General features: G+C 57.5%; 21 protein-coding genes. 9 read left to right on the forward strand and 12 right to left on the reverse strand.

Going from position 1 to position 15278, the window contains the following annotated elements; all coding sequences use genetic code 11:
- Positions 1-87 precede the first annotated feature (87 nt).
- Positions 88-573 carry an RNA pyrophosphohydrolase gene (locus tag GOW40_RS08010; protein ID WP_171131961.1) on the reverse strand — a complete coding sequence of 162 codons (486 nt, stop codon included), beginning with the start codon at positions 571-573 and terminating at the stop codon, positions 88-90.
- A gap of 133 nt (positions 574-706) precedes the next feature.
- On the opposite strand from GOW40_RS08010, the gene GOW40_RS08015 reads away from it, so the two are divergent.
- Positions 707-2734, forward strand: coding sequence for an NADPH-dependent 2,4-dienoyl-CoA reductase (locus tag GOW40_RS08015; protein WP_171136611.1), 2028 nt, complete (start codon positions 707-709; stop codon positions 2732-2734).
- A gap of 26 nt (positions 2735-2760) precedes the next feature.
- On the opposite strand, the gene GOW40_RS08020 is transcribed toward GOW40_RS08015, so the two are convergent.
- The gene (locus tag GOW40_RS08020) at positions 2761-3201 is read right to left on the reverse strand and encodes a DUF4399 domain-containing protein (protein WP_171101608.1); all 441 of its coding nucleotides are present in this window, start codon (positions 3199-3201) and stop codon (positions 2761-2763) included.
- Positions 3202-3430: 229 nt separating this feature from the next.
- On the opposite strand from GOW40_RS08020, the gene GOW40_RS08025 reads away from it, so the two are divergent.
- The gene (locus tag GOW40_RS08025; protein ID WP_171101609.1) at positions 3431-4336 is read left to right on the forward strand and encodes a LysR family transcriptional regulator; all 906 of its coding nucleotides are present in this window, start codon (positions 3431-3433) and stop codon (positions 4334-4336) included.
- A gap of 68 nt (positions 4337-4404) precedes the next feature.
- Here the strand turns inward: GOW40_RS08025 and GOW40_RS08030 are convergent, their stop codons facing one another.
- From GOW40_RS08030 to GOW40_RS08045, 4 genes are read right to left on the reverse strand one after another with little or no spacing between them, the layout of a single operon-like run.
- Positions 4405-5307 (reverse strand): OmpA family protein, encoded by a 903-nt coding sequence (locus tag GOW40_RS08030; protein ID WP_171131957.1) that lies wholly within the window; start codon positions 5305-5307, stop codon positions 4405-4407.
- Complete coding sequence (locus GOW40_RS08035; RefSeq protein ID WP_171131955.1) at positions 5304-5876, reverse strand: peroxidase-related enzyme; 573 nt, start codon at positions 5874-5876, stop codon at positions 5304-5306. Before GOW40_RS08035 ends, GOW40_RS08030 begins: the two co-directional genes overlap by 4 nt.
- Positions 5877-5885: 9 nt before the next feature.
- Positions 5886-6596, reverse strand: coding sequence for a GNAT family N-acetyltransferase (locus GOW40_RS08040; protein WP_171131953.1), 711 nt, complete (start codon positions 6594-6596; stop codon positions 5886-5888).
- Positions 6593-7315: a molybdopterin-binding protein gene (locus GOW40_RS08045; protein ID WP_171131951.1), complete on the reverse strand. Its 723-nt coding sequence runs from the start codon at positions 7313-7315 to the stop codon at positions 6593-6595. The genes GOW40_RS08040 and GOW40_RS08045 overlap by 4 nt, the downstream gene beginning before the upstream one ends.
- A gap of 50 nt (positions 7316-7365) precedes the next feature.
- Between GOW40_RS08045 and sfsA the strand changes: the two genes are divergently transcribed.
- The 3 genes from sfsA to map all read left to right on the forward strand — a co-directional run bounded on the left by sfsA (position 7366) and on the right by map (position 9466).
- Positions 7366-8061: a DNA/RNA nuclease SfsA gene (sfsA, locus tag GOW40_RS08050; protein ID WP_171131949.1), complete on the forward strand. Its 696-nt coding sequence runs from the start codon at positions 7366-7368 to the stop codon at positions 8059-8061.
- Between the two features lie 66 nt (positions 8062-8127).
- Positions 8128-8478, forward strand: coding sequence for a hypothetical protein (locus GOW40_RS08055; protein WP_171131947.1), 351 nt, complete (start codon positions 8128-8130; stop codon positions 8476-8478).
- A gap of 172 nt (positions 8479-8650) precedes the next feature.
- On the forward strand, positions 8651-9466 hold the full coding sequence (gene map, locus GOW40_RS08060) for a type I methionyl aminopeptidase (protein WP_171131945.1): 816 nt from the start codon (positions 8651-8653) through the stop codon (positions 9464-9466).
- On the opposite strand, the gene GOW40_RS08065 is transcribed toward map, so the two are convergent.
- The 4 genes from GOW40_RS08065 to GOW40_RS08080 all read right to left on the reverse strand — a co-directional run bounded on the left by GOW40_RS08065 (position 9451) and on the right by GOW40_RS08080 (position 12150).
- Positions 9451-9633, reverse strand: coding sequence for a hypothetical protein (locus GOW40_RS08065; protein ID WP_171101617.1), 183 nt, complete (start codon positions 9631-9633; stop codon positions 9451-9453). The genes map and GOW40_RS08065 overlap by 16 nt on opposite strands.
- A gap of 23 nt (positions 9634-9656) precedes the next feature.
- The gene (locus tag GOW40_RS08070; protein WP_171131943.1) at positions 9657-10292 is read right to left on the reverse strand and encodes an HAD family phosphatase; all 636 of its coding nucleotides are present in this window, start codon (positions 10290-10292) and stop codon (positions 9657-9659) included.
- Positions 10293-10381: 89 nt separating this feature from the next.
- A complete protein-coding gene (gene rsmD, locus GOW40_RS08075) occupies positions 10382-10942 on the reverse strand; it encodes a 16S rRNA (guanine(966)-N(2))-methyltransferase RsmD (RefSeq protein WP_171131941.1) in 561 nt (186 codons plus the stop codon).
- Positions 10939-12150 (reverse strand): NAD(P)/FAD-dependent oxidoreductase, encoded by a 1212-nt coding sequence (locus GOW40_RS08080; RefSeq protein ID WP_171131939.1) that lies wholly within the window; start codon positions 12148-12150, stop codon positions 10939-10941. The genes rsmD and GOW40_RS08080 overlap by 4 nt, the downstream gene beginning before the upstream one ends.
- A gap of 99 nt (positions 12151-12249) precedes the next feature.
- On the opposite strand from GOW40_RS08080, the gene GOW40_RS08085 reads away from it, so the two are divergent.
- From GOW40_RS08085 to GOW40_RS08100, 4 genes are all read left to right on the forward strand, one after another.
- Positions 12250-12735, forward strand: a complete 486-nt coding sequence (locus tag GOW40_RS08085; RefSeq protein ID WP_171101621.1) for a peroxiredoxin — start codon at positions 12250-12252, stop codon at positions 12733-12735.
- Between the two features lie 81 nt (positions 12736-12816).
- Complete coding sequence (locus tag GOW40_RS22375) at positions 12817-13062, forward strand: glycine zipper 2TM domain-containing protein (protein ID WP_171101622.1); 246 nt, start codon at positions 12817-12819, stop codon at positions 13060-13062.
- A gap of 11 nt (positions 13063-13073) precedes the next feature.
- Entirely contained in the window at positions 13074-13421 is a 348-nt protein-coding gene (locus GOW40_RS08095; RefSeq protein ID WP_171131937.1) for an EF-hand domain-containing protein, read from the forward strand.
- Between the two features lie 27 nt (positions 13422-13448).
- Entirely contained in the window at positions 13449-13760 is a 312-nt protein-coding gene (locus GOW40_RS08100) for a hypothetical protein (RefSeq protein ID WP_171131935.1), read from the forward strand.
- Here GOW40_RS08100 and GOW40_RS08105 read toward each other — a convergent pair.
- Both GOW40_RS08105 and GOW40_RS08110 read right to left on the reverse strand, forming a co-directional pair.
- Positions 13757-14050, reverse strand: coding sequence for a 4a-hydroxytetrahydrobiopterin dehydratase (locus GOW40_RS08105; RefSeq protein WP_171101625.1), 294 nt, complete (start codon positions 14048-14050; stop codon positions 13757-13759). The genes GOW40_RS08100 and GOW40_RS08105 overlap by 4 nt on opposite strands.
- The gene (locus GOW40_RS08110) at positions 14047-15234 is read right to left on the reverse strand and encodes a GNAT family N-acetyltransferase (protein ID WP_171230926.1); all 1188 of its coding nucleotides are present in this window, start codon (positions 15232-15234) and stop codon (positions 14047-14049) included. The genes GOW40_RS08105 and GOW40_RS08110 overlap by 4 nt, the downstream gene beginning before the upstream one ends.
- Positions 15235-15278: the final 44 nt, after the last annotated feature.

A 15278-nucleotide genomic window follows, 5' to 3' on the forward strand; every position in this document is an offset into this window, starting at 1 on the left:
CAGCGCATGAGTTTCGGTGAGCCAATCCAGTCGCGCATGAAACATTTGGACTGAATCCGCAGTGGTTTGGACCGTTTTGCTGTCACATCAGGTCAAATACCCGTCAAATGCCGCGATCACCTGAGCGTAAACGTCTCGTTTAAACGGAACGATTTCGTCGACCAATTGGCTCGGGTCTTGCCATTTCCAACGGGTGAATTCCGGATGTTCGGTTTCGATATCGATCTGATCGTCACGCCCGAGGAATTTCAGCAGATACCATTTCTGCTCTTGCCCGCGATATCGGCCTTTCCAGATCTTGGGCACGATATCATGCGGCAGATCATAGGGAAGCCAGCCTTCGGTCTCGGTCACGATCTCAACCAGGTCCGAGGTCACGCCGGTTTCTTCCCAAAGCTCACGCAACGCCGCATCGCGCGGGTCTTCGCCCTTGTCCACCCCGCCCTGCGGCATTTGCCAGGCATCCTTGTGGCGGTCACTGCGTTGACCCACAAAGATCTTGCCATCGGCATTCATCAGCATCAGCCCGACACAGGGGCGATAGGGCAGTTTGGCGATTTCTTCGGGGGACATGCGCGGCCTCTTGATCTGTGCGCCCTCTAGTAACAAGCCCCGGCCTGACCGCAAAGGGGGTGACGTCAGGTTTCGCGTGACAGTCGTGCAGCCTGCGGCGATTGTCTTTGCGAAATTAAGGGAGAGTTTCACGATGACTGCGTACCCGAACATGCTGGCCCCACTGGATCTGGGCTTTACCACGCTGAAAAACCGCGTGTTGATGGGGTCGATGCATACGGGGCTTGAGGAAACCGGCGACTGGAACCGCGTGGCCGAGTTCTATGCCGACCGGGCACGCGGTGGCGTGGCGCTGATGGTCACGGGCGGGATTGGTCCCAATCTGGAAGGCTCTGTGCTGACGGGGGCGGCGATGATGACCTCGGACAAGGACGTCGCGAACCATTCCATCGTGACCGACCGCGTACATCAGGCCGGTGGCAAGATCGCGATGCAAATCCTTCATGCCGGACGTTATGCCTACGGCCCCAAATGCGTGGCCCCCAGCCCGGTGAAATCTCCGATCTCACCTTTTCCACCAAATGAATTAGACGAAGACGGGATCGAAAAGCAGATCAGCGACATCGTGAACGCAGCCCGGCTGGCCCAGAAGGCGGGTTATGACGGGGTCGAGATCATGGGGTCCGAGGGGTATTTTCTGAACCAGTTCCTTGTCACCCATACGAATAAGCGAGAGGATCGCTGGGGCGGATCATACGAAAACCGGATGCGCCTGCCCATCGAGGTTGTGCGCCGCACGCGCGAGGCCGTCGGCACCGATTTCATCATCATTTACCGTCTGTCGATGATCGATTTGGTGCCCAATGGCTCGACCCATGAAGAAGTCGTCGAACTGGCGCAACGGATCGAAGCGGCTGGCGCGACGATCATCAACACCGGCATCGGCTGGCATGAGGCGCGGATCCCCACCATTGCCACCAGCGTCCCGCGCGCGGCTTTTGCATGGGTGACCAAAAAGCTGATGGGCAAGGTTGGGATTCCAGTAATCACCTCAAACCGGATCAACACGCCCGAAGTCGCCGAAGAGGTTCTGTCAACCGGATGCGCCGATATGGTGTCGCTGGCCCGACCAATGCTGGCGGATGCGGACTTTGTGAACAAAGCCATCGCAGGGCAGTCTGCGCAGATTGCGCCTTGCATCGCTTGCAATCAGGCCTGCCTGGATCACACGTTCAGCGGCAAGCTGACCTCTTGCCTGGTCAATCCGCGCGCCTGCCACGAGACGGAGTTGGTCATCGAAAAGGCTGATACCCCCAAAATCGTCGCCATTGTCGGCGCTGGTCCAGCAGGCCTGTCAACAGCAATGACCGCAGCTCAGCGCGGCCACCGCGTTACCTTGTTTGACCGCGCCGCCGAGATCGGTGGTCAGCTGAACATGGCCAAACAGGTGCCCGGCAAGGAAGAGTTCTGGGGTCTGGTCGATTGGTACCGCACTATGATGGAGGATCTCGGCGTTCAGGTGGAACTGAACCGCGAGGTCGCGGCAGATGACCTGACCGGCTTTGACGAGGTGGTGATTGCCACCGGCGTCACCCCCCGCGATCCGGCTATTCCGGGGCAGGACAGTGACAATGTTCTCAGCTATGTCGACGTACTGCGCGGCAAGGCCGAGGTGGGCAAAACCGTCGCTGTAGTTGGCGCAGGGGGAATCGGGTTTGACGTTTCGGAATTCCTGTTGGAAGAAGGCCACAGCGCCACAACCGACCTGCCGCTATGGATGAAGGAATGGGGCGTGACCGATCCAGAACAGCACCGCTCGGGCCTTGCGCCCGAAGGCCCTCAACCCGCCGCCCCGGCGCGTCAGGTCACGCTGTTGCAACGCAAGAAACAGGCGCATGGCAAAGGGCTGGGCAAAACAACCGGCTGGATTCACCGCGCTACCTTGAAGATGAAGAACGTCAATTTCGTTGGCGGTGTGAACTATGAACGCATCGACCAGGACGGCCTGCATGTCAGCTTTGGCGAAGAACGCGCAGACCCGACATTGATCGCAGCTGACACGATCGTGCTCTGCGCCGGTCAGATCTCGGATCGCAGTCTGGCAGATGCACTGATCGAACGCGGCATCACCCCCCATGTGATCGGAGGCGCAGACGTCGCCGCCGAACTGGACGCCAAACGCGCAATCAATCAGGGCACCCGGCTGGCGGCGGGTTTTTGATGGTCTGACCCCAGCAAAGAAGCGCCCTACTCCACCGCGACCGTGATCACCTCGGAGACAATCGGCGGGGAGTGTGGGACGTGGCCCGCGTCGCCCAGCACCAATTGCAATGTGTGCTCACCGGGCGGTAGGTCTAGTGTCACTTCGGTCTGCCCGCCTCCAAAGTGGACGTGATTGTCGTCTGCTGGCAGGCCATAGGCCAGCTCATCTGCACCGTCTTCACCTTGCCCAATCGGGGGGCGGTTGATCAGCAGGTGGTGGTGGCCGGTGTTTTCGACCTCGGTCCCGGCGGGCGCCACACCCATGCCCTTTAGCCCAAAGACCACTGTGACCGGCGATGAAACCGTGTCGCCATCCGCGAGATTGGCGAAATAAACAATAGCGTCCGGGTTCGAAGGCGTTGGTCCGCCCGCCATTGCAAATGTGGCAGACGCGCATAAGGCAACTGCGATTGATCTGAGTGTCATATTTCCCTCCCAAGGCCATAAATTTGCCGTCTGCATCATAACACAAATCGATAAGTACCTTGAAAATAAGGTGATTGGCATCGATCTGGCCTGAGAATTAAGACTGTTTCCTCGTTTCCCAAGCGCAAACGATCAGAATTAAAACCCTTATATTATCCCATGTCTGCCAAGTTCTCGCCCAGATTGTACGCAAATGTGATCATCGAAAAGAAGACCTGGGAATGAGAGTATGGACAGACTGACCGAAATGGAGGCCTTTTCCAACGTGGTGGACCAGGGTGGCTTCACCGACGCGGCGAAAAAGATGGGAATCTCCAAATCGGCCGTGTCGAAGCACGTGTCGAGCCTGGAAGCACGGCTGGGCGCACGCCTGTTAAACCGGACAACACGTCGGGTGTCACCGACGGAGATCGGATTGGCGTATTATGATCGAGCGCGGCGGGTGTTGAACGACGCAGGCGAAGCAGATGCGATGGTGACATCGATGCAATCGGCCCCTTCGGGTCTGTTGCGGATCAGTGTTGCCACGGATTTTGGGGTAAACCACCTGTCACCGGTCTTGTCGGGCTTTTTGTCTGCCTATCCCGACATCACAGTGAACATGGTGCTGAACAACCGTTACGTTGAGCTGATCTCGGAAGGGTTTGACGTGGCGGTGCGCATTGGTGAGTTGGATGACAGCACGCTGCGTGCCCGCAAGCTGACCGAAACGGTCAAACGTATGGTCGCGGCACCCAGCTATATCGAACAGTTTGGTCGCCCGCAAAAGATTGACGAGTTGAACGAGCACAAGCTGCTGCATTATTCCAGCCAGTCTTCTGGCAATGTCTGGAGACTGACAGCTCCGTCGGGTGAAAAGCGCCAAGTGCGCACGGCGGGCTGGCTGAGCGTGAATGATGGCCAATCACTGTTGAACGCAGCAATCTCGGGGCTCGGTATCGCTTATCTGCCCAGCTATCTTTATGCCGATGCATTGAAAGCGGGTGAAGTTGTGGACGCGATGCCGACTTTGCCGGACGAAGTGCAAGGCATCTACGCCGTATACCCGCCCGGCCGCTTTACGCAGCCCAAAGTCCGGGCTTTCATTGATTTTCTTGTCGAGTCCTTCAATGAAAAGGGCCCGATGAACTGGTAGAATTCTCCCTGTGGCACCTCACAACCCGCGCTTACTTGCGCGGGTTTTTTTTGGCCAGCGCAAGTTGGTCAGTTAATCAGCAATACCGCCTCGACACGGCGGTTGGTGTCACGTCCTTCGGGGGTAGCGTTTGATGTGATAGGGGCCAGATAGCCCGCGCCGCGCGCTTCCACCCGGTTTCCGTCAATCCCATAGGTTTCGATCAGCCGCGTCCGCACCGCTTGGGCCCGTTCCGTGCTGACGGTGATATTGGCCTGCAAGTCACCAGTATCATCCGTATGCCCGACCAAAGCCAAACGCACATCGGGATTGTCGGACAGATAGTTCGACAGCAGTTCAAGCGACTTGAATGGGCCCTCACCCAGGGAAAACTCGCCAGTTGGAAAATGCAGATCGGCCAGTATGACGTGACCATCACGGATCAGATCAGCCAACAGACCTTGCGATCCGTCCACGGTTTCTTCAATCACCAGCGCTGGCGTAGACGGAGCATCCACAGGGGTCACCCGGATCATTTGCAAGTACCCGTCAGGCGGGTTGCGACTGACCAAAAGGCTCAGCACATCGTCCCCGAGGGCAGCAGACAGAAAGCGATAATCCTGGATGGCCACATACATATCTGGCGTCGGTACAACCTCGGTAGCAAAGCGAAAATCAAACCCACCGCATTCACGCGCTTCGCATTCGAACAGAATCTCATAGCCTTGCGCGATCAATTGATCCCGCAATGGCGCCAGTAATTGCAGTGTTGTGCTGGCACCCGCCTGCAAGCGCCATGTCAGGCGTTCGACCCGGCCCTCGACCCGGCGCACAGGGATTTGGCCGTCAGAAAAAACACCTGTGGGCAAGTCATAGCTGTCCAACGTGCTGGTGCGATCCGACACTTGGCGAGCGCTGGACGGCAAGGTCAGATCCTGTGCCAGAACCGGTTTCGCCAAAAGCGCAAAACATAAAAGAAGAAAGCGGATCATCTGAATTGTGCGTGATACTCTGGGTTCGGGACCATCGCCGTTGCACTGGCGACACGATTGGTCATGTTAAAAAAGCCCGCCACATTGGCAATATCCCAGATGTCGCGATCGCTGAAACCGGCATCGCGCAGGCTCTGTCGGTCCGACTCTTCAACCGACGCGCTGGATGTGGTCATTTTCGCCGCAAAATCCAGCATCGCGCGGTGACGAGGGTTCAGCGGGGCGATTTTGTAGTTCATCACCAGCATTTCACCCAATTCCGGTTCGCCAGACAGTTGACGGACAGCCGCCCCATGCGCAACCAAACAGTAAAAGCATCTGTTGAGGGACGAGACGACAACCGCAATCATCTCGCGTTCCAGTTTGGACAACCCGCTTTCGGCCAGCATCAAATCGTTATACATCGCCGTAAAAGCATTTAGCTTTTCGATATCAAAGGCATAGGCGCGCAATACGTTCGGCACCATCCCAAGTTTTTCGACACAGATGTCGAAGTATTTTTGTGTTTCCGGAGGCAAAGGATCGACCATCGGCAGGTTCAGCGCCGTCGGCATTGTGTCTTGTTTCATATGCCCTCCTTAGACCTGCAAGCGGTAGTGATAGGTTCCAACCAACTCCATCCCAAGCGAACTGTACAGACCGTTGGCCCCAACATTTTCCTGTGTACAGATCACGCTTAGGGTTTTGGCCCCGTTCTCCAGCGCCCAAAAGGCCGCAGCACGCATGGCCCATTTGCCCAAACCCTGGCGGCGATGGTCAGATAGGATTTCCAGCGCATGTACCATCGCAACCCCATCTTGAGCTGCCACAAAACCGGTTCCAGCGGGTTGATCCTTATGCCGTATCAAAAGACCCGTTTTGGGGCCGGCTGCCCGATCCATCACAGCCAGACGTGCAGGGCCAATCCCGCCCCGCGCCCAGATCTCTCGCATGATCGCCAGAGGCTCCCACAACGTGAAAACGGTAACGCGCGGGATCGGTACATCGGTAAGGTGTTCAACCGGGCATGAATAGATATTCACCGGGTCCAGAACCTCATAGCCGCGAATAGCCAGCTGTTCGTCCAGCGCTTCATCCCCGGGCCAGACACAAAACAAGCGTTTTTGGCCCATGCCCAGCATGGCCTGTTCCGCGGCGTCTATGTCTGCTTCTGAGAACGCACCGATCCGACTGGCCGCCGAAACACGCGACCCACCGCCCTCACCACGGCGCAGTCGGAAGGGGCCGTCTTGGATGAATTCAGCCGCAGGCCAGGTGCCGTCAACGATTTTCGACCAGTCTTTACTCAAAGCTCAAGATCTTTCGCCAGTCGCGTGATTGCAGCGTCGATGCGCGCACCTTCGACACCTCTGACCACAACGTTTGCGCCGAAAACGCCGTTGACCTGAAAGGGGTAACACCCAATCGACAGATCCGGAAAATCGTCGGCAAGGCTGCCCAGCGTCGCGGCGATATCGCCCTCGCCCCGATCCACCCGCAGGGTCTGAGACATAAGCGGGCTGCCACCGGTCAGCTTGGGCAGAACACTGGCAACCATGGCTTGGAACACCGATGGGACTCCGGCCATCACATGGACATTGGCGATGGTAAAGCCCGGCGCGGTCGAGACCGGATTCTCGATCAACTCGGCGCCGTCGGGAATACGCGCCATGCGCAATCTGGCCTCATTCAACTCTGATCCCGACTTTGCATAATGCGCCTCAAGCAGCGCACGCGCATCGGCGCGGACATCAATTGGGGTTTCAAAAGCACGGGCGATGCAATCTGCGGTGATGTCGTCATGGGTGGGCCCGATACCGCCGCTGGTAAAGACGTGATCATACGCTTCTGACAGCGCCCGAACCGCGTTTTCGATTGCGGCTGCGTCGTCCGAGACAATCCGAACCTCTTTCAGATCGATCCCCTGCTTGGTCAGTTCCTGCGCCAGAAAATGCATGTTCGCGTCGCGGGTCCGGCCCGACAGGATTTCGTCACCGATGACCAGCATGGCTGCGGTTGGATTGGCCATGGCGCTGTCTCCTCTTGATCGGCTGTTTGGGCAGGTATAGGCCCTTGGCCATGCGATTTGAAACCCCCCTTGTCCCCGCCCGACTGATCCGCCGCTATAAACGCTTTCTGGCCGATTGCACGTTGGAGGACGGACGCGAGGTGACCGCCCATTGCGCCAATCCCGGCAGCATGATGGGGCTGGCGGAAACGGGGCAGAAGATCTGGCTGGAGCCCAATGATGACCCCAGGAAAAAGCTGAAGTATGGCTGGCGCCTGGTCGATCACGAAAACGGGCATTTCACCGGTGTCGACACCTCAGTGCCAAACCGCGCGCTACGCATCGCGCTTGAGGCAGGGCAGATCCCCGAACTGGCTGCCTATGAAACCGTGCGGGCCGAGGTGAAATACGGCGAAAACAGCCGCGTTGATTTCCTGCTGACCCAACCGGGTCTGCCGGACGCCTATGTCGAGGTCAAAAGCGTCACCCTGTCGCGCCAGCCCGGTTTGGCCGAGTTCCCCGACAGCGTCACCGCCCGCGGCACCAAACATCTGGGTGAACTGGCCAAAATGGCTGCGCAAGGCCACCGCGCGATCATGTTGTATCTTGTGCAGCGCACCGATTGTGACCGCTTCGCGCTGGCCGCAGATATCGACCCGGCCTATGCGGCGGCTTTCGACGCAGCAACCGGGGTCGAGCGGATGGTGTGCGGCACGCGCATTTCACCCGAGGGGGTTTGGGTAGTGTCAGACAGTTTTTCTGAATAGACTTCCAAATGAACAAGAATTGATGTCATGGGCAAATATTTTTGGAAACTGAACTCTTGATATTGCATGAGCAAACCTGTGCGGCACGTTCAAATTAAGTTGTGTGAAAAGGTTGGGGCTAAGCCCTACGCATGTCCACCAGAACTCAAGGTCGGCATCTCGCGATCTGCACTCGATGGTGAACTACCACTTAATGGGTTGCGGCATCTGGATGTAAAAGACACCACGGGATGGTACATTTGGGGAGGAACTGAGCTTTCGCAGGCGGAGAATTTCTTTTTACCGATGCACGTTTCGCATCTGAAAGAGAGATGCGCGTTGGCGCTCAAATTTCTACTGCTACCACCCGGATGGCGATTTTTGACAGACGGTTCATATGAAGACATTTGGTTTGACCCATCGCTACTGGTCGCGTGAACACGTTCAATTCGCCGTAATGTGTTTTGACCGTATCCGGCGAAAACCTTGAACAAATGGTCTCTAACGCCATGTAAACGGTAGAAATACACCGCGACTCTGCGCCCTCTGGAACTTTCTGCGCAAGCAGCGTAAATAGCTCATTGCGCGCAACAATTGGAGCCAAGCGTCGATGAAAGAGCATCGTGGCCGTCTGACGAAGGACGGTATCCGCATCTATGAACAGGGTGACTTTGCCGGGATGCACGCGGCAGGGGCTCTGGCGGCGCGCATTCTGGATGATATTGCCGATTACGTCTTTCCCGGCCAGACCACTGGCGCGATTGACGGGATCATCACTCAGATGGTGGAAGAGGCCGGAGCGACCTCGGCCACGATCGGGTACAAGGGTTATGAACACGCCAGCTGTATCAGCGTGAACCATGTGGTGTGTCACGGCATCCCCGGGGACAAGCGTCTGAAAGATGGCGATATTCTGAATATCGACGTGACCGTAATCGTCGACGGCTGGTTTGGCGACACGTCGCGCATGTATGTGGCTGGCAAGCTGCCACGCAAGGCCGAGCGGTTGATCCAAGTGACCCATGATGCGCTGTTCAAAGGCATCGAGATGGTCAAACCCGGCAATACGTTCGGTGATATCGGCCACGCAATTCAGGCCTATGTCGAGGCCCATCGTATGAGCGTCGTGCGCGATTTCTGCGGCCACGGGCTGGGTCGTGTGTTCCACGCACCGCCCAATGTGCTGCATTACGGTCGCCCGGGCACTGGCGCGGTTCTGGAAGAAGGCATGTTCTTTACCATCGAGCCGATGGTCAATCTGGGCCGCCCGGAAACCAAGACGCTGGCCGATGACTGGACGGCGGTGACCCGGGACAAATCTCTATCGGCACAGTTCGAGCATTCGGTGGGTGTGACAGCGGACGGGGTCGAGATCTTTACCTTGTCACCCGGTGGCAAATACCACCCGACCTATTCTTCGTCCTGATCCAGAGCCTGATCCCGAAGAACCTTCAACAGCATCGTCTCGGCCCCCCATGGCGTGACTGCATCATGGATGAATACCGGCGCGCGCCGGGGTTTGGGCTCGGGGCCTGTGGCGGCCTCGGTCTTTTGTGCTGGCACCCAGAAGGGCGGAGTTAAAGCTCGGTCCATGTGCCCAGCTTAGCATGGGTCGTTCAAATCCCCAAAAGTTCTGGCACCTCGGCCATGTCCCGAAAGACCTCGGCCCCCAGATCCGCCAGTTTCTCGCCTCCACCCTCGGGCGCATAGGCCAAACAGCGCATATTCGCGCGCATCGCGGCAGTCACACCACTGACGCTGTCTTCGATAACGACCGGCGCACTGGCGTCGAAATGACGTGCGGCGGTCAGGAACAGGTCGGGATCGGGTTTTGCAGTCTTCAACACATGCGCCGAGAACATCGCATCTTGGAAACGATGCAGCAGGTCGTTTTGCCCCAGGGTAATACCCATCTTTTCGGGGCTGCCATTTGAGGCAACGCAGAATGGCACCTCTTTTTGGTCCAGCGCGGTCAACAGATCAGGCACACCCGGCATCACCGTCACGCCTTGGCGCAGACGACCATAGATAGCGGCATAGATCTGATCGACCCAATCCTTGGGCAGGTCCGCCCCCATCTGGCGCGCGACCTCTCCTGCACCTCGCATGGTGCCGCCCACAAACAGCTGGTAACTATCGTCGATGGTCAGGTTCAGCCCATAGCTGTTGAGGTTCGCGATCAGCACTTGGTTGGTGATCGGCTCACTGTCCACCAGAACACCGTCGCAATCGAAAATCACCAGATCATGCATGAGGGGTCTCCAACTGTTACCGCTCAGCCCTAACCGAGCTTGGGCGTTGTGGCAATTTGAGAAACAGCGACAAATCGCCAGTGTCCGTTTCAGTCTGAAACATCGCGCCACATCAATGAGATATGGGTATCGCCATATTTGCGAATATCGCGCAGATTAAACCCCGGCGGGGCGGCCATCGGGGCGTTTTCTTCCCATACGATCAGGGCGTCACCTGCGACCCAGCCCCCGGTTAATGCGGCCGCGATCGCTTTCTGCCCCAGCCCCTTGCCATAAGGAGGATCCAGAAAGATCAGATCGTAAGGCGCATCGGGGTTGTCACCAAGTTTCAGCGCAGTGCGGCGCAGTAGATTGGTGCTGTCCGCTGCTTGGGTCAGGTCGATATTCTTACGGATCAGACCCTGCGCCACGCGCCCATCATCCACGAACGTCACATGTTCCGCGCCCCGCGACAAAGCCTCAAGCCCCAGTGCTCCGGTGCCCGCAAACAGGTCTAGCACACGCAGCCCATCAAACTCGATCTGATGCGACAACACATTGAACAGGCTTTCGCGCACCCGGTCGGTGGTGGGGCGCAGATGTGCGCCCGCGTCGCCTTTGCCGACCGAAGCCAAAGCGCGGCCACGGAAGTCTCCGGCGATGATCCTCACGCTTTAAGCAGCGGTTTAAGGTCGGCGTCGGGGTCGGCCACAACCGCCGGATCAGCAGTCTTACTGGCGTCGATCAGGCGTTTGCCAACCATATAGGCCCGAGGGTCGTTCATCGCATCAACGGCAATCAACTGGTCACCCCTATAGTACCAGAACGACACGGTCTGGCCCTCGCCCTGACGTGTGACGACACGATCATAACCTGTGTTCAGCCCGGCGATTTGTAACTTGACGTCATACTGATCCGACCAGAACCAGGGCGTGGCCACATAATCCTTGGCCGCACCCAGCATGTTCTGGGCCACGATTTCAGCCTGATCGATGGCATTGGGCACGCTTTCCAGTCGAATGCGTCCCTCTCTATGCGGAAATGAGGCGCAATCCCCCGCCGCCCAGATCGACGGGTCTGAGGTACGGCCATGGGCATCCGTCTTGATCCCGTTGTCCAATTCCAGCCCGGCCAATTCGGCAAGAGCGGTCGAAGGAACGATGCCGACACCGACAACAACAAGATCAACTTCCAACTCTGTTCCATCGGTAAGAACAGCGCCGGTGACCTTGCCGTCATGGCCAACCAAATGGTCCAAGCCGACCCCCTCACGGATATCAGCACCATATTGCGTATGCAGGGTACGGAAGAAATCGCTGGTTTCCGGGGCCGCGACGCGCTGAAGGATGCGATCTGCCATTTCGACCAACGTCACCCTGACCCCACGCTTGGCGCAGACGGCTGCGGCCTCAAGCCCGATATACCCACCGCCCACGATCAGGGCGCGGGCGCCTTCGGTCACAAAGGGACCCATATCATCAACATGGGCCAGATCGCGCACCACATGCACGCCCTCCAGATCGCCACCGATTGCAGCGGGCAGGCGTCGTGGCTCGGACCCGGTGGTAAGCGCCAGTTCGTCATAGGAAATCACCTCACCCGCGACGGTCACGGTCTTGGCCTGCGGATCAATATCAGTCACGGGCTGACCAAGGCGCAAGGTGATGTTGTTTTCCGCGTAAAAGCTTTCGGGTCGCAGAAACAGACGCTCCAGCTCCATTTCACCAAGCAGATAAGCCTTGGACAAAGGTGGGCGCTGATAGGGCAAATGAGGCTCGGCCCCGATCAGGGTAATTTCGCCATCGAACCCGTCCTTGCGCAATCTGGCAACCAGCGATGCTCCGGCCTGTCCGGCCCCGATCACAACAAAATGGCTCATGTGTCTCTTACCCTGTCAAATTCACGTGGTCTCATTCACAGGAACACCTATATTGCGTCGCAACACAACTCTGCAAATCCAAACAACAGGAGCTGAATAATGATTTCCAGTGGAGACACACTTCCCGATGCCACATTGACCCAATTGGGTGCAGAAGGGCCGGAAGAGGTTCGGATTTCAGACAAGACCAAAGGACGCAAAGTGGTGATCTTTGCTGTTCCGGGCGCGTTCACCCCAACGTGCCACTCGGCCCATGTGCCCAGCTTTATCCGCACGAAGGATCAGTTTGACGCAAAGGGCGTTGATGAAATCATCTGCATCTCGGTCAACGATCCTTTTGTCATGAAAGCCTGGGGCGAAGCGACCGGTGCTGCAGATGCGGGTCTGACTATGCTGGCCGACGCGACGTCTGAATTCACCAAAGCCATTGGTATGGATTTTGACGCACCGCCTGCGGGGTTGATCGCACGCTCCAAGCGCTATGCGATGCTTGTCGAAGACGGCAGGGTAACTGCATTGAACCTGGAAGAAAGCCCGGGCGCATGTGAGATTTCGGCAGGCGAAGGTCTGCTGGCGTCAATCTAAGCCCCGGCGGCGCGGCAAATTTAACTTGCAGCGGTTCTTTGGTATGCAAGTATCAAAGTGATGCAAACCGGAGAACCGCGAATGAAACTCAAGTTTATTGCGTTTGGCCTGGTCAGCGCTGGCACCTTGGCCGCATGCGGGCCCGCCCCGACCCCTCAGCAACAAGCCGCGCGTCAGCACGAGATCGCATGCCTAAGCGGAACGCTTGGCGGCGCTTTGATCGGCGGGGCGATTGGAAATCAGTTCGGCGGTGGATCCGGCAAAGCAATTCTGACTGCCGCAGGCGCTGCTGCCGGTGGGGTCAGCGGTCAACGTTACGCTTGCTGAGGAGAACCCGGATGAAATACGCAACCGCAATTCTGGTGTTTTTGGGTCTTGCAAGCGCTGGCGCAGCCGAGACAACGGCCGAGTTGAACGAAGCCGAATTGAAGGCCATCGACACAAACAATGACGGCTTCCTGTCCAAAGACGAATTCGACGCGTTTTCCGACTATGCGTTTCAGGAAATGGATGACGACAAGAACGGCACGCTGGGTCAGGCCGAAGCGACAAAATTTCTGGACATCAAGCAATTCCAAAAGGTTGACCGAAACAACGACAGCGTTATTTCTCGTGAGGAATACAACAATCAGATGAACGCTGACTTTCAGGCAGCGGATCAAGACGGAAACGGCCGGCTGGATTGAGCCCCGGTATTTTGACGGGAGTGTATTATGAACAAATGGATCGGCCTCGGGGCCGTGTTGTGTTTAGCAGCCTGTGACGTGCCTCAGGCGCCGACTTTTGTCGGTGCCGACGGGCAAACGCGGATCGAGATCAATCCCAGCGGCTTGACCTGTTTTGAAACCCGGTGCCTGGATATTGATCCCCGTGCGCGCAGTGTACGGTCGATCGGAAATCGCACCACGCGCATACCCGGCAACATCGATGTTAGCAGCGGCTCCGTCACACCCGCTGAATTCCGTCAAATGGCACAGGTTGCTCTCTTGGCCGGCGGGCAAGGGTCACAATCGGATCGCGACTAAACCAGCGCGTCCATCTTGCGTGCCAGTTTGGCGTCCAATGATGACAACCCACCCACATCGTGGGTGGACAATGTGACCTCAACCGTCTTGTAGACGTTGAACCATTCGGGATGATGGTTCCACTTCTCGGCCCAGATCGCCACTCGGGTCATCCATCCGAACGCGTCAACGAAATCATCGAACGTAAAGGTCTTGGTCAGGGCATCTCGGTCTTCGACCATCATCCAGCCATTTCTGAATAGCGGGTCCAGCAAAGGGCCACGCGCCTCGGTCGACAAGAGTTCACTCATTGCTGTTCCTCCGGGTTTGCCTTTCTAAACGGGCCGTAATCCGTCAGGATTTCGATCTCTTCCCCCACAGCTTGGGCTTCGGCGTCCAGATATTTTCGGATCGCATCCGCAAATCCCGCGTCACCAACCCAGTGAACGCTATGCGTCAGTGTTGGCAAATAGCCCCGCGCCAGCTTGTGTTCGCCCTGCGCCCCGGCCTCGACCCGTTTCATGCCCTGGGCGATGGCGAAATCGATGGCCCGATAATAGCACAGTTCGAAATGCAGACAGGGATGATGTTCTACGCACCCCCAATAGCGACCGTAGAGGGTTTCTCGCCCGATGAAGTTCAGCGCGCCAGCAACCGGATATCCGTTGCGTTCCGCAATCACCAAAGCCATGTCTTCGGCCATGGTTTCATGGGCGATATCAAAGAATTGCCGCGTCAGATAAGGCGCGCCCCATTTGCGTGCACCGGTATCCTGGTAAAAGCGCCAAAACGCGTCCCAGTGTTCTGGGCGCAGGTCGTCTCCGGTCAGAGTGTGGATCTGGCCGCCAAACGCGGGGGCCTGTTTACGCTCTTTTCGGATGTTCTTCCGCTTGCGCGACGACAGCGCTGCCAAAAAACCATCGAAATCGGCATAGTCTTCGTTCAACCAATGAAACTGTTGCGACTGGCGATGCATCAACCCCATCTGCACGCCCGCAAGCGCTTCGGCCTCGGTGCAAAACGTGGCATGGAGCGACGAAACCTGGTTCTCGGCCGCCAGTTGCACTGCGCCCTGCACAAGCGCTGACATGCCCACCACGTCATAACCCGGTCGCACCAGAAAGCGTCGTCCTGTGGCGGGTGTAAAAGGCACCGCTATTTGCAGCTTGGGATAGTAGCGACCACCCGCGCTTTCATAGGCATGGGCCCAGCTGTGATCGAAGATATACTCACCCTGACTGTGGCTTTTGGCATACATCGGTGCGGCGCCAATCAGCATCCCGTCAAGATAGGCTGTCAGATATTGCGGCTGCCAGCCGGTGCCACGCCCGACCGAGCCGCTTTCTTCCAGCGCCATCAGAAACCGGTGCGTTGTAAACGGATCCAGCGGGCGTCCGCCCTCTGCGGCCTCGGGACAGGCGCAACTGTCCCAGTCCGCCGCCGAAATCTGCGACAGCGAGCTCAGAATCCGAACTTCGACTTGTGATTGATCCATGTGCCCTCAACGCCCTGGCTATTATCTGTGGCCGAGGCAAATCG

This window comes from Ruegeria sp. HKCCA6707 (assembly GCF_013033515.1).
In the GTDB taxonomy this organism is placed as follows: domain Bacteria; phylum Pseudomonadota; class Alphaproteobacteria; order Rhodobacterales; family Rhodobacteraceae; genus Ruegeria.